Annotated in this window: 20 protein-coding genes; 7 read left to right on the top strand and 13 right to left on the bottom strand. The window is 54.1% G+C overall.

Going from position 1 to position 21512, the window contains the following annotated elements; translation table 11 throughout:
- The first annotated feature begins 128 nt into the window (after nucleotides 1-128).
- Nucleotides 129-668: a MaoC family dehydratase gene (locus tag AC2FNZ_RS19100; RefSeq protein ID WP_217355135.1), complete on the top strand. Its 540-nt coding sequence runs from the start codon at nucleotides 129-131 to the stop codon at nucleotides 666-668.
- 159 nt (nucleotides 669-827) lie between these two features.
- Here AC2FNZ_RS19100 and AC2FNZ_RS19105 read toward each other — a convergent pair whose 3' ends face one another.
- Nucleotides 828-1679 (bottom strand): LysR family transcriptional regulator, encoded by an 852-nt coding sequence (locus tag AC2FNZ_RS19105; RefSeq protein ID WP_170517478.1) that lies wholly within the window; start codon nucleotides 1677-1679, stop codon nucleotides 828-830.
- Here AC2FNZ_RS19105 and AC2FNZ_RS19110 point away from each other — a divergent pair.
- Entirely contained in the window at nucleotides 1594-2034 is a 441-nt protein-coding gene (locus AC2FNZ_RS19110; RefSeq protein WP_480638476.1) for a hypothetical protein, read from the top strand. The two genes, AC2FNZ_RS19105 and AC2FNZ_RS19110, sit on opposite strands and share 86 nt — an antisense overlap.
- A gap of 164 nt (nucleotides 2035-2198) precedes the next feature.
- On the opposite strand, the gene AC2FNZ_RS19115 is transcribed toward AC2FNZ_RS19110, so the two are convergent.
- The 3 genes from AC2FNZ_RS19115 to AC2FNZ_RS19125 all read right to left on the bottom strand — a co-directional run bounded on the left by AC2FNZ_RS19115 (nucleotide 2199) and on the right by AC2FNZ_RS19125 (nucleotide 5022).
- Complete coding sequence (locus AC2FNZ_RS19115; protein ID WP_254429039.1) at nucleotides 2199-3071, bottom strand: methyltransferase domain-containing protein; 873 nt, start codon at nucleotides 3069-3071, stop codon at nucleotides 2199-2201.
- A gap of 130 nt (nucleotides 3072-3201) precedes the next feature.
- Complete coding sequence (locus AC2FNZ_RS19120) at nucleotides 3202-3774, bottom strand: carboxymuconolactone decarboxylase family protein (RefSeq protein WP_093964968.1); 573 nt, start codon at nucleotides 3772-3774, stop codon at nucleotides 3202-3204.
- A 357-nt stretch (nucleotides 3775-4131) separates the two neighbouring features.
- A complete protein-coding gene (locus tag AC2FNZ_RS19125) occupies nucleotides 4132-5022 on the bottom strand; it encodes an AraC family transcriptional regulator (RefSeq protein ID WP_496841666.1) in 891 nt (296 codons plus the stop codon).
- A 160-nt stretch (nucleotides 5023-5182) separates the two neighbouring features.
- Between AC2FNZ_RS19125 and AC2FNZ_RS19130 the strand changes: the two genes are divergently transcribed.
- Nucleotides 5183-6136, top strand: a complete 954-nt coding sequence (locus AC2FNZ_RS19130; protein ID WP_496841667.1) for an SDR family oxidoreductase — start codon at nucleotides 5183-5185, stop codon at nucleotides 6134-6136.
- Between the two features lie 341 nt (nucleotides 6137-6477).
- The gene (locus AC2FNZ_RS19135; protein WP_496841668.1) at nucleotides 6478-7206 is read left to right on the top strand and encodes an SDR family NAD(P)-dependent oxidoreductase; all 729 of its coding nucleotides are present in this window, start codon (nucleotides 6478-6480) and stop codon (nucleotides 7204-7206) included.
- 48 nt (nucleotides 7207-7254) lie between these two features.
- Here the strand turns inward: AC2FNZ_RS19135 and AC2FNZ_RS19140 are convergent, their stop codons facing one another.
- Nucleotides 7255-8010: an N-acyl homoserine lactonase family protein gene (locus AC2FNZ_RS19140; RefSeq protein WP_496841669.1), complete on the bottom strand. Its 756-nt coding sequence runs from the start codon at nucleotides 8008-8010 to the stop codon at nucleotides 7255-7257.
- Nucleotides 8011-8494: 484 nt separating this feature from the next.
- On the opposite strand from AC2FNZ_RS19140, the gene AC2FNZ_RS19145 reads away from it, so the two are divergent.
- The gene (locus AC2FNZ_RS19145) at nucleotides 8495-8698 is read left to right on the top strand and encodes a hypothetical protein (RefSeq protein ID WP_496841670.1); all 204 of its coding nucleotides are present in this window, start codon (nucleotides 8495-8497) and stop codon (nucleotides 8696-8698) included.
- 645 nt (nucleotides 8699-9343) lie between these two features.
- On the opposite strand, the gene AC2FNZ_RS19150 is transcribed toward AC2FNZ_RS19145, so the two are convergent.
- Entirely contained in the window at nucleotides 9344-9922 is a 579-nt protein-coding gene (locus tag AC2FNZ_RS19150; RefSeq protein WP_496841671.1) for a TetR/AcrR family transcriptional regulator, read from the bottom strand.
- Nucleotides 9923-10111: 189 nt separating this feature from the next.
- On the opposite strand from AC2FNZ_RS19150, the gene AC2FNZ_RS19155 reads away from it, so the two are divergent.
- Complete coding sequence (locus AC2FNZ_RS19155) at nucleotides 10112-11506, top strand: aminotransferase (RefSeq protein WP_496841682.1); 1395 nt, start codon at nucleotides 10112-10114, stop codon at nucleotides 11504-11506.
- Nucleotides 11507-11569: 63 nt separating this feature from the next.
- On the opposite strand, the gene AC2FNZ_RS19160 is transcribed toward AC2FNZ_RS19155, so the two are convergent.
- The 7 genes from AC2FNZ_RS19160 to AC2FNZ_RS19190 form a co-directional block, all read right to left on the bottom strand.
- A complete protein-coding gene (locus AC2FNZ_RS19160; protein WP_496841673.1) occupies nucleotides 11570-13138 on the bottom strand; it encodes a trimethylamine methyltransferase family protein in 1569 nt (522 codons plus the stop codon).
- Nucleotides 13139-13163: 25 nt separating this feature from the next.
- Nucleotides 13164-14363: an aromatic ring-hydroxylating oxygenase subunit alpha gene (locus AC2FNZ_RS19165; protein ID WP_496841674.1), complete on the bottom strand. Its 1200-nt coding sequence runs from the start codon at nucleotides 14361-14363 to the stop codon at nucleotides 13164-13166.
- A gap of 8 nt (nucleotides 14364-14371) precedes the next feature.
- Nucleotides 14372-16438, bottom strand: coding sequence for an oxidoreductase (locus AC2FNZ_RS19170; protein WP_496841675.1), 2067 nt, complete (start codon nucleotides 16436-16438; stop codon nucleotides 14372-14374).
- Between the two features lie 94 nt (nucleotides 16439-16532).
- The gene (locus AC2FNZ_RS19175) at nucleotides 16533-17588 is read right to left on the bottom strand and encodes an extracellular solute-binding protein (RefSeq protein ID WP_496841676.1); all 1056 of its coding nucleotides are present in this window, start codon (nucleotides 17586-17588) and stop codon (nucleotides 16533-16535) included.
- The gene (locus AC2FNZ_RS19180; RefSeq protein ID WP_496841677.1) at nucleotides 17585-18700 is read right to left on the bottom strand and encodes an ABC transporter ATP-binding protein; all 1116 of its coding nucleotides are present in this window, start codon (nucleotides 18698-18700) and stop codon (nucleotides 17585-17587) included. Before AC2FNZ_RS19180 ends, AC2FNZ_RS19175 begins: the two co-directional genes overlap by 4 nt.
- Before the next feature lie 20 nt (nucleotides 18701-18720).
- Nucleotides 18721-19515, bottom strand: coding sequence for an ABC transporter permease (locus AC2FNZ_RS19185; protein ID WP_496841679.1), 795 nt, complete (start codon nucleotides 19513-19515; stop codon nucleotides 18721-18723).
- Complete coding sequence (locus AC2FNZ_RS19190) at nucleotides 19512-20375, bottom strand: ABC transporter permease (RefSeq protein ID WP_170339927.1); 864 nt, start codon at nucleotides 20373-20375, stop codon at nucleotides 19512-19514. Before AC2FNZ_RS19190 ends, AC2FNZ_RS19185 begins: the two co-directional genes overlap by 4 nt.
- A gap of 191 nt (nucleotides 20376-20566) precedes the next feature.
- Between AC2FNZ_RS19190 and AC2FNZ_RS19195 the strand changes: the two genes are divergently transcribed.
- Nucleotides 20567-21208 carry a TetR family transcriptional regulator C-terminal domain-containing protein gene (locus tag AC2FNZ_RS19195; protein ID WP_496841681.1) on the top strand — a complete coding sequence of 214 codons (642 nt, stop codon included), beginning with the start codon at nucleotides 20567-20569 and terminating at the stop codon, nucleotides 21206-21208.
- Nucleotides 21209-21512: the final 304 nt, after the last annotated feature.

A 21512-nucleotide genomic window follows, 5' to 3' on the forward strand; every position in this document is an offset into this window, starting at 1 on the left:
AAAGAGGCAGGTTTGGTCATGGGCAAAAGCTACGCAACCGTCCTGCCTGCCTCAAGACAAGTTCTTCTGACAAGACCGTCGCCGCGGCATAGGTCAACGACCACTGACTTAGTTCTCCATTACGATCTTTGCCATGGTCGAAAGACAATGCGGCATTAGTGGCGGCCGAGCCTGGCTCCGCGTTGACGGTTGAGTCTGCATCAAACTATACTTTTGCCATGCCTAGCGGAAAATACATCGACGATTTGTCGGTTGGCGAAACCTTCGAAACCGGAGGCGTTACGCTGACCGAGGGAGCGATTATTGACTTCGCACTGGTTCATGACCCGCAGCCCTTCCACGTTAACAAAGTGGCTGCCGCAGAGTCGATTTTCGGCGGTCTCATAGCCAGTGGATTTCAGACAATAGCGCTTACTTTCAGGTTGTTCCGCGACACTGGTGTACTTACCGGAACCAATCTGGGTGGACATGGTATGGACGAGGTACGGTGGCTGGCTCCGGTGTATTCCGGTGACACGATCAGCGTGCGCGTTACGGTTGAGGCAATTACACCGTCACGTTCGAAGCCAGACCGGGGAACGGTCAAATTCCGATACCAGACATTTAACCAGAACGATGTTGAAGTTCTTAACCTGGTCATGCACCACGTGATGGCATGTCGGAGTTAAGGCGGTTTGCAGCGACTGGGGCGCGGCGATCAATTTGATCTCCCATTGTCATCTTCAAGAGTATCCTTGGGCTCGCCACATAAGGCTTCTATTGCTGCGGTCGTGGCGTACATGCAAACTAGTTTGTTCGCGTGTTCTCAATCCTTTTTGCCTAAATAACTACTTGTAGATTGCCGCATAGCGAGGTGCGAAGAACTTAACGAAGGCTTTAACCTCTGGCCGACGATAGGCTTCCGGCGAAATGAGCATTAGGTGCGGCACCGCAAGTTCAGGGATTTCGTCGAAACATCGGATGAAAGACATGTCTGTTTCCACCAGCTTGACATTGCTGATACCAAGGCCTTGCCCTGATCTGATTGCCGCATGCATAAGCTCGAGTTCAGTGAAAGACATAACGATCTGTTCCGGTGCCACGTGATTGGTCAACCATTCGTGGAATACATTCGGTACATCGTCCCGCTGAAAGGTAACAAACTGATGCCCGGCCAGATCATTCGTTGACCCCGGTAAGCCAAATTTGTCCGCGTAATTTTTGCTGCCGAACAAAGACCAGCGGGCCGTGCTGATCTTACGACAGATCAGGTCAGGATCGGGATCGGTTCTTGCAAGGCGCAAAGCAATGTCGGCCTCGCCCGCCATCAGGTCCAGCGCCCGAACGCTGGACAAAAACTCGAATGCGACATCCTGATTGTCGGCGGAAAACTCGTTTACGATTTCGATCATGCGTGCGGAGAAGTTTGCCGAATAAGCGGTGATACGGATGGGTTGTGTCGACGTCAATTCCTTCGCGCAATCGGTAAATTCGAGGACTGAAGCCTCGATTGCTTCGGCGAGGGGAACGAGGCGAAGGGCTTCTGGGGTCGGTTTGAACCCGTGCGTACCACGCTCAAACAGCGTCAAGCCTGTTTCTCTTTCGAGAACATCAATGCGTCGGGCGACCGTTGGTTGGGAGACCTTTAGCTTTCTGGAGGCCGCAAGCGTCGATCCTTCTCTCAAGACAGAGAGGAACACACGAATATCCGACCAATTTCGGAACCCGTTCTTCATTTTTGTAGAACAGCACAATTTTGTGCCGGATACCAGAAAAACAGGTGAACAGTTACTGTTGTTGCGACAGCGCAAGCAACTCGGAAAGGACCATGAGATGGCTTCCCATACAATGTCACCCAGCATCTGGACCGTATTTGGTGGACTGTTCGGTAGGACCAAGAGAGGCTTCCCCGAAGCCCGGAAGCCGCGGCCTACAGCTGACGATTTTCACGCTGAACGCGACTATATTAATGACGTGATCTGGAGTAATCCCGATGCGTTTTCGAGTGAGCTTGACGTGCAGAACATGGTGAGTCTTTATCCAGGAAGGTTCTGACGACACTTGGTGACAATCGGCCGAATAAGGCGATTAGATCACGCCAAATGCAGCTGCAAGCTGGAAGTGGCAGCCACGCACCTGTGTTGTAGCCATTGAGTAAGTACCAATACGAGACTTTCATGAAGCCCGCGAAAGAACCCAGGCCGATTTACTTAGCTCAATCACCCCTTTTTGCGCACCACGACAACAAATTGGGTCATCGAAAAGAAGAAGCGTCCAGTCCTTGCAAGGCTGAGCTGCTCATCAAACCACGATTGCGCAACTGCGGGATCAACATGGTCATTTGCGACAGTGTATTGCTTCATGAGGTGCATCATCATGATTGCGAGGCCATCAGGCTTCAACTGGTGATCCGTCATTGTGAACGACAAGACATCTTCCACACGGTCGCCGCGAGCCTTTATCAGCGCGGGCAGTCTTTCCGGGACGGAACCACTCACAAAGTGCTGGTTCCAGGATGTCAGCATCTTTTGCATTCTGTCGGGCTCATCGCTGAACCAGATCAAGCTGCCAAAGTGTAGATCGCTGATGACGAGGCGCCCGCCGGGTTTGACGCACCGCAGCGTGTCAGCCAACGCACCGTCTACGTCTTCGATGTACTCAAAGACCTGTACCGAGACGGCCTTGTCAGCACTCTCATCCTCAATGGGCAAGCTATTTGCGGCACCAGCACGAAACTCCACGTTTGCGTAGTCGCTGCACCGTTCTCTAGCAGCTGCCGTCATGTCAGCGCTTGGGTCGATCCCGATGACATAGCCATCCGAGCCAACTGCCCGGGCCAACTCAACTGTTAACATCCCGTTGCCACAACCGATGTCCAAAATAGTTTCACCAGGAGCCGGGCACAGCGCATCAAATGAAGCCTGTCTTCGCCGCGTCAGTTCTGCGCCTTGATAGGCGATTTCAAGTAATTTCGTTGTTTCAGCGTCAAATTTAAGCAACTCTCCACCCTTACAAAGCCCACATGCCCCCAAAACCTTATCAGAAATTGAGTTATCTACGAAAAGCAGGACGGATCGTTGAGGCTTGAACATGGATCCACCAACAATAAATGAATGCGCCGACTTGATCCGACGAATGATTTAACCCCGAGAGCGAAGGACGCATCTGCCGCTCTATCGGACCAGCTTTTCGTGGCGTTTCGAACGTTAGAACAACATCAATTCAAGGGATGTCGAGGCCGTTCTCTCGTCCGAAATCGGTATAGAAGCTGTCACTGCGGCATCGGTTTAAAGTGGCTTCGTCCGCTTCTCTTGGGTCGGTGCCAGGGCTTTGGACACCTGTTCCTTCTATGAAGCGGTTCACGAGATTAAAGACACCGCAAACTTGGATAGCATCGAACAGCGCACTCTCCGACCAGCCTGCCGCGTAGACTGCTCTAGCGTCGGCTTCTGTCATTCGGGATGGTGAGACAGTGAGCTTTTCAATGTATGCCAGCAACGGTTTGAGGTGATCCTCGACGGGCGCCGTATCGCGGTCTTCCATCAGTGCCTCGATTGTCTCGACTTCAATACCGTAGGCTTTGGCGAAAACGATGTGCGCCCCATGGCAATACGCACAAGCATTCAATCCCGAGACATAGGCCGCAATGAGTTCACGTTCAGCGACCGAGAGGTCGCTCTCGCCCCTCATCACAAGGCTTTCGTACGCACAAAGCGGAGAAAGTTTATCTGGAAAGGCTTGATAGACACTTCCAAGTGTCGCGTTCTCCGGCAGAGATGGAAACAGGCGTTTCATTTAATTCTCTTTCAATCTTGCTATGGATTACGTTTTCTCAAAGTGAGGAACCAACGTTGTTTACGCAACCTTAAAGCAATTTCGGGTTCCGCTCAGAGATTCTGTTGGGATACTGCGAACGGTAAGTTTGCCAGACGACACCCCCAACTTGTTGCTGCTTGGTTAAAGGCAATTTCATTTGAGCCGTTCTCGTAAATTTGCAAAGTCAGCATTCTGCGCAGTATTGACGTTCGTGCAGAAAGCAGCATTGGTTACTTTGGGCTCAGAGCAGCCGTTTGCCGGGTTCTGTCTGAGTGACCGCTACGCGGGACGAAGCCGCCGTTCGTATCGCTTCGTCCAAGGTCCGCAGTCTTGGCTTCAGGCTATCCCTGTCGCCACGTGTCGGTCGTGGCTCCATTGTCGAGGTGATTGGCCATACATCCGTTTGAACTCGCGGCTGAACTGGGAGAAGCTTTGGTAGCCCACATCCCAAGCGGCCTCCGAAACGGTCTTTCCCTCGGCGATTTTCATCGCGGCTTTGTTCAGCCGCATCGATTTCACGAACTGGATCGGCGACACTGTCGTGGCTTCCTTGAAACGCCGATGGAAGACCGCGCGGCTCATGCCCACACGATCGGCCAAATCGTCGATGGTGACCTGCTCGTTCAGGTGGTTTGCAATATAGTCGATGGTGCGCGCGATTTCGTTGCCGACGCTAAAGGCACGTCTTGCGGCGGTGCCGGCCTCGCCCATGAGCACCGCGTAGCACAGCTCGCGCAACCGCCCCGGTCCGAGCACCGCCAGATCAACCGGGTTTTCGAGCAGTTCGAGTAGCCGCAATAAAGCCTGCGAGAAGCCAGCATCCCAAGACGCCAATGACAAAGCGGATGGCGCGCCACCCCAAGACTGTCTTCTGCCACCGGCGACGGTCTCGATTTCCACGGCAAGCTCGCGCATCAATCGTGGATCCAAAGTAATCACAACACCAAGCAGAGGATCTTCTTTAGAGGCCCGTGGCGTCCCTGCCTCAACCGGCAGGGTCATCGGGCACAACAAGTATTTCTCGCTGCCGTAGACATGGTGCTCACCGTCCAGCACAGCTTTCTTGGTGCCGTTGAGTATGGCCACCACCGTTGGCTCATAGACGGCAGGCACGCAGGGCATGGGCTCGGTCACCCGGAAAAGCTGGACACCCTTCAGCGCGGTATCGACGAGGCCCGCCTCGGGCAGGAGGCGTTCGATAAGGTGTCCGATCTGTTCTTTGCTCATGCGCTCTAGCTGACAGAGAACTTTCATCTTTACAATTGGGTTGAGACGATTGGGCAAGTAATCGAGAGAATATCGCCTGTTTTCAGGTCCCGGCCACCTCTATCTGTGCTTCCAGACAACGACACCTAAACCGCCAACTTGGGCTGGCAGGAGATAAAAAATGGCAGACACGACGTTCGGACCCAAAGGTTGGACACCGGAGCGCCTTGGCGACCTGTCGGGCAAGACCTACATCATCACTGGCGCCAACGCAGGCGCAGGCTTTCAAGCCTCGCGCACGCTCTTGAAGAAGAACGCGAAGGTCGTGATGCTCAATCGCTCGGTTGAAAAATCCGAAGCGGCAGTCGCGGATTTGAAACAGGAATTCGGCGAGAACGCCGAGGTGAGCTTCATCCGCATGGACCTGGCCGTTCTGGGAAGCGTGCGCAAGGCCGCCGAAGAGGTCCTGAAGACAGTGCCTCGCATCGACGCGCTGATCAACAACGCGGCCATCGCGCAGGTGCCGACACGCAAGCTGACGGTGGATGGTTTCGAAAGCCAGCTTGGCACCAACCACTACGGACATTTCCTGCTCAATGGTTTGCTCTTTGACCGCATTGCAGAAAGCAAAGGCCGGATCGTGGTCGTCGCTAGCCTCGGCTACAACATGGGCCTGAAGACCATCAAGTTTGATGATATGAACTGGGATGAGGGCTACGGCGCAAACACCGCCTATTCGCAAAGCAAACTGGCGCAGATGATGTTCGCCTACGAACTGCAGGACCGTCTAGCCGCTGCGGGGCGCAAATATGTCGAGGTTTTCGTCTGCCATCCCGGCTCATCGGCGACGTCCCTGATCACCACAAGCGGCAGCCGCCCGATGCGGTTCATCTGGTGGCTGATGACCAAGACGCCGATGGTCCAGACAGCGGAACAGGGCTCCTACCCGGAAGTGATGTGCGCGACCGAAGAGACCCTGACCGAACAGCGCGCCCTCTATGGTCCGACAGGCTGGATGGAAACAGTCGGCCCTGTCGGAAAAGGCACCTTGAACGCTCACGCCCATGACAAGGCGGTCATGGCGCGTCTTTGGCAGGTCTCCGAAAAAGCCGTCGGGTTCGAGTGGAAACTCTGACAGATAAATAGAATTCGCCTGCCAACGCACCCGTCCGTAGAGCGGACACTGGTGCGCCGTGCAGCATTCGGGAGGTATGGGCTCAAACCGGTCATTCGCTGCAACTTGCTTGAACGTCTGCTGTGCGGACCATGCTGCCGCTTGCTTCAGTTGCAACGTCGATAGGCACATCCGGCAACAAAGCGGGGAAGTATGACATCGCAAGGTCTAACTCCGAGCCCAACCCGGACGCACGCTGAATTTTTGTGAGATTGACTATCCATGCTTGCAGAAACCGGCGTTGCGGGTTTCCTTCTGTAGTTCAAGATATCCACAATTTCGGCAAGGTTCGAGGAATTACTATGAAAACAGCCGTTGTGACCGGCGCTGCGGGAGGGATGGGACAGGCTATCTGCCGCCAATTGCGGACATGTGAGTGCCACGTCCTTGGACTGGACCTCAACGAGGACGGTTTGGATGAACTGGCGGTGGAGTTAGGTTCAAATTTCACACCAGTCTGCGTTGACTTGGCGGATCCAGTTGCAATAGCCCAGACCTTTGATGGCATAAAGTCAGCTTATGGCGGCCTCGATGCTTTGGTAAACAACGCTGGCACCTGCTTCATGTCCGACTTCCCGCATATACCGCCCGAGGAACTGGAAAAGCAGATGGCAATCAATTTCAGCTCCGCATTCCATTGTTGCCAGCAGGCTGTTCGATTGATGTTGGAACGCGAGGGCGTCAAAAAGATTGTGAATATCTCATCAAACGGAGCTTACAATTTCGATGTATTTGACCCTCCGCACTACCGGGCATCAAAGGCGGCGATGGATACCCTTACGAAAGACCTAGCCCGTCGATACGCAAAGGAAAAAATCTGTGTGAACTCGCTGGCGCCAGCCATGACCGAGACGCCCTTGTTCAATGTCTTGTCTGAGGAAGTCTTGGAGAAAGCCGTTGACGCCATGCCGCATGGTCGGGCGATGCAGCCCGAGCAAATCGCCTCTTGGGTCAGTTTTCTCATTTCACCGGCCGGTGACGTTTCCAGCGGAAATGTAATCATTCTGAATCAAGGGCGGGACGTCAGGTAGCTTTCAGGAAGAACAATCCATTTCGGTAAAGGTGGACCACAGGGTGGGTCAACGGTAGACCTCTGGAGCTTTCTTCAGAACAGGCCATTGTTTTGGACAATGCCCATAGATCACAAAGGCGTTCCGCTCGGATGCTAGGCGCATCAACCTGTCTGCGCTGGCAATCGCGGCTTTTTCGTCCCATGACCCTGCAAATTTCTCATCGATTTCTGACGGTCGGGATATCGCGTCACTGGTGAGCAAAACCGGACCCGAGGGAAGATCGACCATCAGGGCGATTTGGCCAGGTGCATGACCGGGTGCCGCCAATACCAGGATACCTGGTCCAATCTCTACGTCGCCATCAACCAAGAGGTAATCCCGATCGGGCCACTCCAAAGGCTGCACATCGCCCCAATACAATGGACGAGGCAGAGCCCGCTCGACTGAAGAGAGCAGTATCGGAATGCTAGGAAAGTCGCCCAATCCCCCGATATGGTCTATATGAGTGTGGGTACAAATCTGCAACGTAATGTCTGATGGAATGAGACCGAGCTTTGCCAGTTGCGCGCGTGGCAGGTTTTCCGGTTCACATTTCAGGACTTCGCCAAACTCGTGCAAACGATCTTCTTTGACCGCGGCTTCGGTATCGGTCACATATTTTTCGGGAAACCCGGTGTCGATGAGTATTGCTTCTCCCAGGTCCGTCCGGATCAGAAAGCCGCAGATCCCAATGATGCGACCCGTGGAATGAACCTTGAACAGCCCGTAATCCAAAACTGCCAGGTCAATCGGCCGCCCTTTGACAAATCCCTCAGCTTGCACAAACTCTCTCCCTCATTGACTGCAAGGATTTTGAGTAGAGTGTGAAAGTCAAGGAGTCCGTCGTCACACTGCACACTATACTAGCTATCACCCAGCCCAGCAGTGCTGCGGGTGAAGCTTGGAGCGAGATTGGCGGTTGAGATCGGAAAGCGGTCTTTTCTCTTAGTCAAGTGACCAACAGTTAAACGTCTTGGTAGAAAATCACTGATATTTGGCCAATCTGCCGATTTTGGCTAGACTTAGAGAGTTCCCTCAACGCACAGAATTTTTGTCCGCATTCCCGAACTTGCTACTGTGCGCTCCGGAACGCTCCAACCATTGGGATTACACCGTTTAATAGCCAAGGAAGCCACCGGGAGAGTGCCAGGACGCCCGGGACCAATGTCGGGAGTTATTTTTTGCCCAAGAGCGCATTCGGGCCACCGTCTGTCAAACTGGATCAGCCGTGTTATACATGGCGTCAAGATACGAAAGGCGAAATTTGATGGACGCACCAGGTATCCAACTGATATTTATCCTAGCCTTGCTGGTTGGCGTGATCTGGCTTTATATCCTGCCGATCACGATGGCGGGGCGGCGCAACCGATCCGGTTTGATCTGGTTCCTGATCGGTCTGGTTGGATCACCGCTTTTGGCCATCCTTTTACTACTGGCTTTGGGTGACGCACCCGAGCATCCAGCAACCTAGTTTTGTGAACGATACCGTCGGACACACAAAAAGGCTCCACCGGAGGGTTTCTGGACACCGGTGAGCCGTAACGGCCTTCTCAGCAAGTAGGGAGGCCTTGAATTGAGTCAATACACTTTCGGAAGAGAAGAAAAGTACTCCTTCCCACTCTCGACGGCCGTGTAGTGCAATCCTACGGATGACCGATCTGTTTGAAGAATCCTAGATGACTTTGTCCGTGACCCGGTCATAGCGGCAGTTCTGACGAACGTCCGACACCGTTAGGAGCAGCCAATGAGGTTGGTGCCAGTTTGGCGGTCCTGCCCCCAACCATGAGACTTCTTGCTACATATGCCGACGCTGATGTCCTTGTTGTGAAAACGGTCATATCCGACGGGATTGAAGATGCCGGCGCAGCTCATACTATCATCTGGGGATTTTTACTGACTTTGTTATTGGAATCTTGCTGATCGCGCGCGGCCGCGGGTTGGAAGCTTCGGCTAGTTCGCTGATCATCGGCGCGCTGCTATTTGGTGTTTTGCATTGCTCATGTGCGTCTTATGGGCCCAACCAATGACTAATGACTTGCGGCGATTCATTCACGAGACACGGACGGATTAGGGATTGACCTCGGTAGGTTCCGATTTTCCAAAGCCACCTTCATCCTTAGATCTTTTGATTGCTAAAGTGTTTTGGAAACATCGATTTCAGTACAAACAGGCAGATCCTCAAAGCCTCTGAGGGTTTGAAGATCTCTGAGTGCAAATGGTAGTCGGTCCAGAGCCCTTCCAGCAAAGCAACCAATGCGTCTGTCGCAAGATTGGCGTCTACGTCATCGTACTGGCCTTCAACCTTTATTTGCTCCAACAGCTCCAGTATCGCCGCCCTGAAACCTTTGTCTCGCGAGTCGATGAAAGGAAATACCTTCGGGTTCGAGACCGCTTCAGCCCGGAAGGAAAACCAGATTGCGACGTCCCGTGCATTTAGGACCAAGGGGTCGAAGTCTGCTTTGATGATAGAGATTAACTTGTCTGCCGGGTCCAACTCGGGATTGGATGCGATGCCCTTCCACTGCTCCGCGTAGCGGACTGACAATTCCTCAGCCACCGCAAGCAAAAGCTTTTCTTTGGAGCCAAAGTGTAGGTTTACCATCCCTTGCGACAGTCCCGACAACTCCTGGATTCTCGCCGAGGTCGTGCCGCGAATTCCGTACTTGTAGAGGGCCTCTGCAGCCGATTGGATCAACTGCTTTCGGTTCTGCAGCTTACCCAGATCACGGGCATTGGTTGGGATATCAGGCTCGAGAGTAATCTTGTTTGTCCTCCGCTGGGTGGTCGCACTTTGTCTTCTCGCATTAAGCAGAGCGAAAGTTCAAGAATTGACACTGAATGAATGTTCGTTCATTTTGTGATTTCCATTTCATCAAGGCGCTGCATGACCCTTACCAACTCTGACTTTCGGTCCATTCGCGAGTGGGACAACGAACATTTCCTGCACCCGTGGGAGGGAATGTCATGCCTGGGCCAAAACGAACGCACCTTTGCAGAAAGCGGTCTGGGCGTTCACGTCTTCACTGAGGACGGAAAGCGCCTGATAGACGGGCCTGCCGGCATGTGGTGTATGCAATTGGGCTATGGAAACACCGAAATTGCCGATGCGATGGCTCAACAGGCGAAAGAGATGGCGTATTTTTCGCCCTTCAACAATGCCAACTCAGCTCCGGCCCGGTTAGCACATGAAATCGCAAAGAGAACGCCGGGCGACCTGAACCATGTGTTCTTCACGACTGGCGGCTCAACCGCCGTGGATAGCGCTCTGCGGTTTGTCCAGTTCCGCAACAACCTGCTGGGCAAGCCTGAAAAGAAGATCGTGATATCGCGGCAGAAAGCCTATCACGGATCGACCTACCTGGCGGCCTCAGTGTCCGGAAAAGAGCGAGACAAAGGTTGGCTGGACCAGGCAAGTCACCTGACGCGCTTCCTGCCGAATGTGAATCCTTATACGCGTCGCCCCGAGCAGACAGTCGACGACTTTCTGGACGAAAAAATAGTGGATCTGGAAAATATGATCCTGCAGACCGGAGCAGACAAAGTCGCAGCTTTCATCGCTGAGCCGATCTTGTGCTCTGGAGGTGTCATCGTACCTCCACCGGGATATCATCTGCGCTGTCTGGAAATCTGCCGAAAGTACGATGTCCTGTATATCTCGGACGAGGTTGTGACTGGGTTCGGACGGCTTGGGCATTGGTTTGCGTCCGAAGCCGTCTTTGGTATTCAGCCGGATATCATCACCTGCGCGAAGGGAATGACTTCAGGGTATGTGCCGATGGGGGCCTGCATCATTTCTGATCGGCTGATTGCAGAAATAAGCGGCGAACACGCCCGGGACGCTACCTTTTCTAATGGCTTCACCTATTCGGGCCACCCAGTAAGCGCGGCGGCCGGTTTGAAGACTATCGAAATCATGGAGCGTGACGGCGTTCTTGAGCATGTCCGCGCGATCACGCCGCTGTTCGCAGAACGCCTTCAGGCCCTAGCTGAATTGCCGCTTGTCGGTTATGCCCGCGGTATGGGGCTGGTTGGCTGCGTTGAGTGTGTTGCGGACGCCAAAGCCGATGACCTGCTGGATCTTGATAAATCAGTTGGCGCATTGATTGATCATCATTGTCAGGAGAACGGACTGATCCTGCGGCCAATCATCAATATGTGTGTGTTTTCTCCGCCGTTGATCATTTCAGAAGACGAGTTGAACCAGATGTTCGACATCCTTGAAAAGGGCATCCGGCTGGCCACCGAGGACCTGACGCGCCAGAATGCGTTGAGAACTTAGGAATGGCTTCGGGGCGGCCTCGCAACCTAGCAAGTGGCGAGCCCCTACCGCGACCTGCTACGCTCACCCAGCCCGCATTACTTCAGGCGGCAACTTGATCGGAAACCTGGATCGAACCTCTTCATCAGCCTTGCTGCCAAAGTAGTTCGGGTAGTGATTGGAAAGGATATCGTTCACAACCGACCTACTCCGCTCGAACATATCCTGACGGCCTGCCTTCTCCCAAGTGTCGGTAAGCTCCCGATCCATCAAGGTTGGATAGACATACTCGGTTTCCATGTACTGCAAGGTCTGAGCGTTGCCAAGGAAATGTCCGGGATCGATTGCGCATTCGTGGATGACGTCGACTGAAAGCGTATCGTCACTCACCTCGATCCCGCGCAGTGTTCGAGAGATCATACCCGCCGCCTCGTCGTCGATGACCATCGATTCAAAGCTGCAGCCCATCAAGCTGCCGAGCATTCCACCGAACTCGCAGAGCCGGTTGGCACCGGCATGCGCCGCCAAAGCGAACGTCAGCGCCTTTTCCAGACCATATTGCGCATCGGGGATCTTGGAATCCGTCATTCCACATCCGACGCTGGTTGGTAGGTTGTAGAAGTTGCCCATCTGAATAGCAGCGGCTGAAATCAAAGCCTGCTCGCCACTTCCGCCAGTAAACGATCCAGTGCGCAGATCAGTAATGAACGGCCATGCCGCAAAGACGACAGGCGTTCCTGGATTGATCAGGTTGGCCACGGCCACGCATGAAAGGGTCTCGGCTACCGCCTGCGCCAGCGTGCCGGCCAATGGCGCAGGTGACGTGGCTCCGGCTTGTGGTGGAACGGCAAGGTCGCAGACAAGGCCCATTTTCGCAGTATCAATCAGGATTTCCAGGTTTTCCCGCCCGAACCGAAGCGGTGAAACGATGGGACAGCCTCCAAAAATCACCGAGGGCTTTTCAAGGAACTTTCCCTCCCCGCCCGATGCCAGATCGAACATATGAATGGCGTCTTGTATGTGTTCGCGCGTGCGGAATGTCAGGCAGGACGGTTTCTCGCTTCCCGCCAGAATGGCGTATAGCATGTTCATGTCATGCTCGTAGTCCTGCGGGACATCCGTAGCCAGAACAGTATCTCCGGTCATGTGAATGTTGTCGAGCCGGTCTACAAGACGGGTAAAATCGTAGATATCCTTGAGCGTCGATGGTCGGTAACTGCGCGTTTCCGCGTCAAACGTTGTCACCGCCGTACCCGAATTTGCGTAATACACCTTGTCCTTGGTGCAGTGCATATCGTCCTTTCCGGCCCGAGATCCGCGTGCATGGACATAGAATTCGCTGGCGGCCTTCGCCAACAGGTCTTCCATCAAGGCCCGAGGAAAGCATAGCCTGCCGTGCTCGTTTACCGTCGCCCCTTTGGGCAGCACGAGATCAAGAACTTCCTGCGTTGGATCACCGACGCCCGTACGCTCCAGAATACTCAGGGCGGCTTCATGAATACGCGCCATGTCAGCGTCTGACAGGGGCTTGTATCTTCCTCCGGTAATGCCCGGCCAGATTGCCTGCGAAGCGACGTTGCTGGTTCGCACGGCCGCGCGCGCCTCACGCCCGCCCCCGCGCCGTCTTGATCTGCGCTTCGTTAACTCTGTCATGGTGTTTCTCCGAATTCTGAGCGTATCAGATCATGCTGAAGTAGTTGCGATAGAAGCCAGGAATGCTCCACTCCATCTCGGACAGCGGTCCCGGCACGAAATGGTGGGAGTTCACGCCTTCCTGATTGTGACGGATGATCCGCTCATCATCGAGCGACGTGACATGCCAGAGCCATGTCAACGCGTCCTTATCGTAGTCACGACCCTCTCGAGCATCGCCGCGCACATACCAGACGATCTGAATATCCGTTTCCTGCAGGGCGCGCGGAACGAACCGGTAGCCAACCATGTGATCTGCATAAACGAGGAAGTAGTTCAAAGTCCCGATCCCCAGATCGGTGGCACCGCCGTCGTGACCCTTTAGCTCTCCCAGAGGGGGAGCCAAAGGCGTACCATCCTTGCTGCCCGTCAAATACCCGGGAAACAGCGGGTAGCGCCGCCAATAGACATCTGAACCCGGCGCGAGCGCGTTTTCTCCGGTCAGGTCCAATTCCTCCAAGGGAACTCCGACTTCGTCCATCCGCTCGTGAAGAGCGCCGCTGAACTCAAGAACTTGAGCAGGATCTTTCAACGAGTGACTGCGCGAATAGTCCTGATGAGACGGGGCGCAGTGATAGCATTCCAGATAGTTTTCCAAGGCCAGTTTCCAGTTCGCGGGAACCGGATACGAGGCTTCATGAGCGACCTTCAGATTTTCAAAGTCAAACGGCTTTGAAAGTGGAGCGAGGCGCCCCAGCGCGGCATCCAGAGGTGGTGCATTCGCGGCTGCACAGACGAATATAAGGCCTTGGTATATCTTCACCTGAACCGGGAACAACCCATACTGGCCCGGATCAAAATCCGATCCCATTGATCGACCGTTCCGCAGTTTGCCGTTCAAGTCGAAAGTCCACGCGTGATACGGACATATGAAGTTGCGGGCTTTGCCTTTCCGTTCGATGCAAACCCGCGATCCACGATGGCGGCATACGTTCAGATGCCCGCGCACTTCGCCCTCACGATCCCGAACGATGATAATGGACTCGGGTCCATAGTCGAACAGGAAATAATCACCCGGTTCAGGGACCTGGCTAACATGGCCGACCCAGATCCAGTTTCGGTTCCAGAACGCACTGATATCGTTCTCGTATACGGCTTGAGACGTGTAGAAGTGACGAGGCAAGGCGAACCCTTCACGTTGCGAGCCCACCAAGTCGCGCATAACTTGCAAATCATCTTGTGGCATGGCGCACCTCAAACAAGTTCAAGGGAAACGAGTTCCCGACGGAAAAATTCGCGGTCAATTTCGCCCGCCTCGCGCTCGAAATTCCGAGCAGCCATGTGGCCCGAATAAACTGCGTCCGCGATCAAGCCGGGGTTGGCAGCATCCCCGATCAATTCCAACGTAGTCAGCGAGTTGTTGGCCAAGCTGCGCAGCTCATCGTAGAGGCTGGTTTCGCGCGCGCGCTGCGTCACCAACACAACTGAACCACAGTCTTTGGTCTGTTCTCGCCCCGTGTACGCACATCGCACGGTCGCCTGCCCCGGCGCCACGTTGTCCAATGTATGAGACAGGACCAGTTGAACGCCGCCTTCCAGAAGACTGCGTTGTACTCGTGTTTGTTCCAGCGTTAGTTCAGTAAACGGCGAAACCATTGAAGCCGGGGTTACAAAGACGACCTCATGTCCAGCCCGAGCCAGATGATCCGCCAATACACCACCGAGATATGCCTGTTCATCATCGTAGACCAAAACCGGACCGCTCCCCGGCAGAGTCCCTGACATGATGTCATCCGGCGTAAATACCTGAGCGCCGGCGCTTATTGATACGCCGTGAAATCCAGATTTCCCGCGCCCGTCTCGTCGCCATTTTGCGCCAGTTGCAACAAAGACGTTCGGAATACCCAGCTCGACAACCTCGGTTGCTGACAACAGGCTGTCGGTGAACAGTTGAACGTTCCCTCTTTGCCTAAGGTCATAAATTCTGTGATCTGTGACGCGTTTCCAAGCGGACAGCCCGGTCAGACCAGACTCGTGCAAGACGCGGCCGCCAAGCTCTTGCTTGGCTTCCGCCAGAGTTACCTCGTATCCCCGCCGCGCCAATTGCATGGCGCATTCAAGTCCGGCTGGTCCGCTGCCGACAACGAGCGCAGCTTCCTCTTTCCCCCGACGCTCAATGAACTCTGGATGCCATTTCCGCCGCCACTCTTCGCCCATGGTCGGGTTTTGTGTGCAGCGTATGGGGACACCGAGAGAGTCGGATGAAACACAGATATTGCAACCGATGCACTCACGGATTTCTTCGATGCGACCTTCCTTGATTTTGTTGGGCAGAAACGGATCAGCGATGGATGGCCGCGCCGCGCCGATAAAATCAAGGATGCCTTTCCTGACCAAGGACGCCATCAAGTCCGGCGAGGTAAGACGCCCGACGCCAACAACAGGTTTGGAAGTCACCTGTTTCACGAATTCGATATATGAGGTTTGAAAGCCGTCGCGGGGCTCGAACCGGGTCGTCGCAGAGTCGTTGCTCCAATCTGCCACGTTAACATCCCAAAGGTCTGGAAGCTCGGCCAGCAACTCGACTACAGCACGGCCTTCTTCCTGCGCTTGCATGCCGTCTGCCCCGAGCATTTCGTCAACCGCAAATCGCAGGGCAATGGCGCAATCATCTCCAACCTCTTCCTTGGTTTCTTCAAGAAGCTCGCGGGTTAGCCGCACCCGGTTCTCCAATGAACCTCCATATTCATCCGTTCGATCATTGAACTGTGGCAGCAGGAAATGATGGGGCAAGGTCATGTGATGCCCGGCATATACATACACAATGTCAAACCCGGCTTCGCGCGAGCGGCGAGCCGCTGCGCGATGCCACTTGCGAAATTCGCGAATGTCCGCCTTATCCATCGCCCTGGCTTGCTTGGGATAAGCAGTTTGCAAGGCAAGTTCTGAAGGCGCCAGCAAAGGGGCCCGGCTCAGATGATTTTGCGCATGGTGACCGTTATGCGCCAATTCAATGGCCGCCAAAGACCCCTTTCCATGCACCGCCTCGGTCATCAGGCGCAGCGCCGGGATATCCCGCTCATCCCAAAGTCGGTTTTCGGCAAACGGGGACAGGTCAGAAGTCGGATGAATTTCCGTCTCCTGATTGGAGACGACGGCCCAACCACCCTCGGCCTTCATTGCCCGCATGGCGGCCTCGGCCTGCGGTCGCAAGTGCCCCATGCCGTTGCAGTGGGGCACTTGATAGAACCGGTTTCGGGCTGTCACTGGCCCAATTTGAACCGGTTCAAAGAGTACAGAATATCCGTCAGCGCCTGACATTGCCGCGCTTCCTCCAAGAAAATCGGAAATAGTTTCGTGGGAATGGAAGGGCTTCTACATCCCCACCATTCCCGGCTGTGTTGTAAGAGCGCCCTCAGAAGCCCGCTTTGATGCGCTCGAATTCCTTCAACATCTTCGCCTCCAACTCGGGGTTAACGGCGTCAAAGAACAAGCTGCCTTCAAAGAAGCTGTCCACGTCCGAGAACCCGTAAGTTTCGATCAACTCCGGGTCTGCCTGTGCGAAAGCGTCTCCATTGGCGTGGGCGTACCCCCAGCTTTCAATGATGTACTTCCCGCTTGCCGCGGAGCTGAGCGCGTTCAGCATGTCATAGACCTGCTCATCCGACTGCTTGGCAGATTTCAGATGTACATACCCGCAGACCCAGGTCGCAATGCCTTTGTCCACATCACGCATCATGACCGCTGGGGTTTCGTTCCAGATCAGGTTCAGTTCCGATTGGTTCCATCCCCACCCCAGCGTGACCTCACCGCTGGCAATTGCCTGATCCAGTTGGCCGGCATCAGACCAATAAAACCGCACGTTCGGATGAACCGCGCGCAGATAGTCCGCCGCTTTTTGGAATTCCTCGTCACTCATATCGGTATAACTGGACGCTCCAGTCGCCAAGGCTGCCATTGCAAAGGCACTGGAAGCGGCGTCCGGAATGGCGACTTTGCCCTGATAGGCGGGATCTGCAAGCAATTGCAGCGAAACATCATCCGCCGAAATCATATCGGTGCGATAGATCAGGCCAGTGTTACCCCACTCAAACGGCACCATGTAGGTCTGCCCATCGATCGTGATGCCATCGACCTCTTTGATCTTGGGCATCAACTTGTCCCAATTCTCCAGCTTGCTGGTGTCGATTGGCTTGATCAAATCTGCTGCCACCCATTTCCTCAGGGCATCTGTGCAGGGGTGAGCCAAATCGGCTTCAAACCCGGATTGAAGCTTGGTGAACGCTTCTTCCACGCTGCCAAAATAGGTATAGCTGGGCGCCCCACCGTACTTTTCGACATAATCGCCGTAGAAACCCTGATCCTCATATCCGGACCAGTCAAAAACGGTCAGGTCAGCGGCGTTCGCCAGAGCTTGGCTCGCGGTAAAGGTGGTAACTACTGCTGCCGTAAGTGATGCTGTTTTAATCATTGTTCTCCTCCCAAAGATTCACGTTTACCCAAGTCAATCACCGAGGCGCTTTGAACGCCAAGCCAGACGGTATCGCCGCGCGTGTGGTCGACCGTGTGAAAGTAGTTTGGTACTGCGACGGCAATGCTGTCTTTCAGACCATCGACGCGCACATAGTAGTGGACACTCTCGCCATAAAAGGCGACGTCCGAAACCTCGCCCTGAACAAGCGCATCGTAGCCATCCGGCTTTTGCGAGCTGATTTCCAGTTGCTCAGGTCGAACCCCGACAAGGAGTTCCTTGTCATGCACCTGGACGTTGGGGTTCACCCCGATTTCCATCTTTCCAAAGCCCTTGACGTTGACTTCGAGCGTTTCAGAATTCTCCGAAGTCACTTCGGCATCCAGAAAGTTCATTCCACCGATGAAAGAAGCCACTTCCCGGTTGCAGGGTTGGGAATACAGGACCTCTGGCTTATCCACCTGCTTGAGCTGCCCGGCGAACATGACGCCGATGCGGTCGGACATGGTCATCGCCTCGTACTGGTCATGCGTGACCATGACGAAAGTAATTCCAAGCTTCTGTTGAAGGCGTCGCATTTCCAACTGCATCGTTTCGCGCAGGTTTTTGTCCAACGCAGACAACGGTTCATCCAAGAGCAATACCTTGGGCCGCATAACGAGTGCCCGGGCGAGTGCCACACGTTGCCGCTGACCTCCTGACAATTCGTTGGCTTTTCGGTCCTGCAGGCCGCCAAGCTCGACCATCTCAAGCGCCTCGGCAACGCGCTCTTTGATTTCCTTCCGCGAAAGCCTGGTCTTGCGTAATCCGAAGCCAACATTGTCGCCAACGTTCAGGTGCGGAAAGATCGCATAACTTTGGAACACCATATTTGTAGGACGCTTGTTGGCAGGCACCTCTCCCATCGTTCGGCCATCGATCCGGATCTCGCCTTCTTCGTGATCCTGAAAACCCGCGATTATGCGCAAAGCCGTTGTCTTGCCGCAGCCTGAAGGGCCAAGCAACGAAAAGAACTCACCTTCTTTCAAGGTCAGGTTCAGATCAGACACAGCCACAAAGGAACCAAAGCGTTTTTCTACGCCCCGAATTTCGATGATGTTCTGTTCGCTCATCTTACTTGTTTCCTTTGGCTTCAATCTGAGGGCTGGATGGATCGGCGGCGGAAATATTCAGCAATCAACAGCAGCAGAACGGACGACAGCAAAAGCAGCGACCCAAGCGCCAACGTGTTGGGCAGTTTTGCCGGGAAGCGGATCTGGCTCCAGATATAGACCGGCAGTGTTGGGCTGTTTCCGGATAGGAAAAAGGCCAAGACGAACTCGTCAAACGACACTGTGAAGGTGACCAATAGGCTGGCAATGATACCCGGCGCGACGATTGGCAGGGTAACACGTCGAAACGTTCCAACAACGCTTTCACCAAGATCGAACGCGGCCTCCTCCAAAGACTGGTCGAAATCGTCAAACGCAGACTTCATAATCGACACGGAAAAGGGCAGCGCCACAAACACATGCCCAAGGATCACGGTGGTCAGCGATGGTTTCAGCCCGATGCTGATAAACAGAACCAGCATTGAACTGGCAACGATGATGCCGGGAATGACCAGTGGAAGCATGACCAGTCCCTCGGACAACTCACGCCCAGTGAAGCGATAACGGACATAGGCGCGAGCTGCAAAGAGACCCAGAGAAGTTGCCATCACGGCGGTCACGCTGCCGACGATCAGCGAATTCACCATGGCTTGCAACAGCGTGTCTTGCTGACCCAACTGCGCGTACCATTTTAATGTGAAACCTTTGAGCGGGAACGCAACGATGGTTCCGTCATTGAACGAAAACAGCGGCAACAGCAAAACCGGCAGATAGAGAAACACCAGGTAGGCAATCGCGTAAACCAGCAACCATGAGATGCGAAATACCCTGGTCATCTGATCCTCCGACCCAATGCGGTGACGACCACCACGAACAGGATCGCAACGCAGCCGACCGAAAGCATGGCGAGAAGAGACAGGGTTGCACCCAACGGCCAATTATTGGCGGCGCCAAACTGCACCTGGATCAAGTTCGCGACCATTTTTCCCTGCGATCCACCGACCAAGGCCGGAGTGACGTAATCGCCGACGGTTGGGATGAAAATGATCAGGCAGGCCGCGATGATCCCCGGCACCGTCAGGGGCAGTGTCACACGTACAAAGCGCTCCAACTTACTGCAGCCGAGGTCTGTTGCGGCCTCCAAAAGGCTGCGGTCAATCTTTTGCAGGGATACATAGATCGGCAGGATGGCAAACGGTGCCCAGGCGTGGGCGAGCGTAAGGACCACAGCAAACTCATTGTAGAGCAGGAATGTCAGCGGTTCTTGTATCAAACCCAGTGAAATCAACGCCGAGTTCAACACCCCGTTGAAACCAAGAATGAGTTTCCAACTGAACACGCGCAGAAGGTAACTGCTCCAAAAAGGAATAGTGATCAACAACAGCCAGAGGGTCTTTTTTTGCGTACGAAACGCAATGAAGTAGGCAATCGGGTAGGCCAGACAAACCGTTGCCAATGTCACCGCACCCGCAATTGCAACCGAACGGATCATTAGGTGTCGAACCAAGGGGTCAGTAAACGCCTCTTGGTAGTTCGCCCAAGTCAATGTCCGGTCAATCTGAACATATGTCTGGGTCCAAAAACTGTAGGCGACAAGAATACAGAGCGGCACGGCTACAAGCAGTCCCACGTAGAGCGTCGCAGGCGCGCTAAGTGCCAGGCCCTTGCCCGTCTCACTTCGTAGTACTCCTGCCATGCTTCCCTGCTGAATGTCGTTTTCGATGCTGTGACAACAGTCGATCACAAAATGGACAATCGTCCATTTAAATCTGGGATTTTTGAACTAGTTGTGTCAACTGATTATTTCGACATAGAGGCTGGCCAACTTCGCATCGGCCACTAGACGCCACCGCAAGAGACTGAAAACAAACAGAGCCGCCTAATCATATGACTGGAAGACGACAAGAAATACGCGAACGAAATCGCCTTTCTCTGATCGAGGCCGTACTCGATTCGGTGGCAGAGAAAGGGATTTCCGAGACCTCAGTCAGCGAAATCATCCAACGCGCCAATCTGTCCCGCGGAATGATTCATCTTCATTTTGGTGGGAAAGACAACTTGGTAGACGAAGCCGCCCGCTATTCATCCGAACAATACTACAATGGCATTTATGAGTTGTTGGAAACGACCGGACAAACCGGGCAGGAACATATTGAGATGATTGTTCGGGGTGACTTGAGTGAATCCATTCTCAACAAGAAAAACGTCTCCATTTGGTACGCATTTCGAGGCGAGGCCCGAAACAGAGCAGCAATCGCTGCGTTTTCAGATACCCGCGACGCCAAGCTTCGGAACTTGGTTTTTAACGCTTTCGCTCGAATTGCAAAAGAATCTGGCACGGAACATCCTAATCAAGTTGCCAGGGACGCCACGCACGGCACACTCGCAATGCTCGAAGGCATGTGGACTGATTACCTACTCCACCCGGATTCATTTGACCGCGACGAAGCAATGAGAATTGTTTTCCGTTTTCTGCGTGCATTGTTCCCAAAGCACTTTGACCTGAATGGCGCAGTGTTGTCTGATTAGAGATCGCGAAAGGTTTCCTGTCTGGCTATTGTAGAGGTGGGCAATCCCATCTTTCGGTCAACATCATGGAAGCAGAGAGTTGAATGGACCGCGGCGGATTTAGGTGAACTTTGCACGCTTCGGAAAAGCGGCCTCAGTCTGCATATCGCGTTTTTTCTGATCGAGGCAGAGCGGCACAGCCACGGTACTACCCACAGAAACCCGTGGCAAAAAACAGTGGAGAAAGGCGGGAATGGGTGGCGGTGCTGTCAGACGAATTCGAACCAGTCTCAGTTTGCCGCGGAAACCGCGAACCTATCCGGAA

This window comes from Ruegeria sp. SAZA006, from assembly GCF_059613465.1.

What these genes read in the sequence shown, in the direction of transcription:
- AC2FNZ_RS19110 (WP_480638476.1), top strand. Translation starts at nt 1,594, where the DNA reads ATGCGTCGGGCGACCGTTGGTTGGGAGACCTTTAGCTTTCTGGAGGCC.
- AC2FNZ_RS19115 (WP_254429039.1), bottom strand. Translation starts at nt 3,071, where the DNA reads ATGTTCAAGCCTCAACGATCCGTCCTGCTTTTCGTAGATAACTCAATT.
- AC2FNZ_RS19120 (WP_093964968.1), bottom strand. Translation starts at nt 3,774, where the DNA reads ATGAAACGCCTGTTTCCATCTCTGCCGGAGAACGCGACACTTGGAAGT.
- AC2FNZ_RS19125 (WP_496841666.1), bottom strand. Translation starts at nt 5,022, where the DNA reads ATGAGCAAAGAACAGATCGGACACCTTATCGAACGCCTCCTGCCCGAG.
- AC2FNZ_RS19130 (WP_496841667.1), top strand. Translation starts at nt 5,183, where the DNA reads ATGGCAGACACGACGTTCGGACCCAAAGGTTGGACACCGGAGCGCCTT.
- AC2FNZ_RS19135 (WP_496841668.1), top strand. Translation starts at nt 6,478, where the DNA reads ATGAAAACAGCCGTTGTGACCGGCGCTGCGGGAGGGATGGGACAGGCT.
- AC2FNZ_RS19145 (WP_496841670.1), top strand. Translation starts at nt 8,495, where the DNA reads ATGGACGCACCAGGTATCCAACTGATATTTATCCTAGCCTTGCTGGTT.
- AC2FNZ_RS19155 (WP_496841682.1), top strand. Translation starts at nt 10,112, where the DNA reads ATGACCCTTACCAACTCTGACTTTCGGTCCATTCGCGAGTGGGACAAC.
- AC2FNZ_RS19160 (WP_496841673.1), bottom strand. Translation starts at nt 13,138, where the DNA reads ATGACAGAGTTAACGAAGCGCAGATCAAGACGGCGCGGGGGCGGGCGT.
- AC2FNZ_RS19165 (WP_496841674.1), bottom strand. Translation starts at nt 14,363, where the DNA reads ATGCCACAAGATGATTTGCAAGTTATGCGCGACTTGGTGGGCTCGCAA.
- AC2FNZ_RS19170 (WP_496841675.1), bottom strand. Translation starts at nt 16,438, where the DNA reads ATGTCAGGCGCTGACGGATATTCTGTACTCTTTGAACCGGTTCAAATT.
- AC2FNZ_RS19175 (WP_496841676.1), bottom strand. Translation starts at nt 17,588, where the DNA reads ATGATTAAAACAGCATCACTTACGGCAGCAGTAGTTACCACCTTTACC.
- AC2FNZ_RS19180 (WP_496841677.1), bottom strand. Translation starts at nt 18,700, where the DNA reads ATGAGCGAACAGAACATCATCGAAATTCGGGGCGTAGAAAAACGCTTT.
- AC2FNZ_RS19185 (WP_496841679.1), bottom strand. Translation starts at nt 19,515, where the DNA reads ATGACCAGGGTATTTCGCATCTCATGGTTGCTGGTTTACGCGATTGCC.
- AC2FNZ_RS19190 (WP_170339927.1), bottom strand. Translation starts at nt 20,375, where the DNA reads ATGGCAGGAGTACTACGAAGTGAGACGGGCAAGGGCCTGGCACTTAGC.
- AC2FNZ_RS19195 (WP_496841681.1), top strand. Translation starts at nt 20,567, where the DNA reads ATGACTGGAAGACGACAAGAAATACGCGAACGAAATCGCCTTTCTCTG.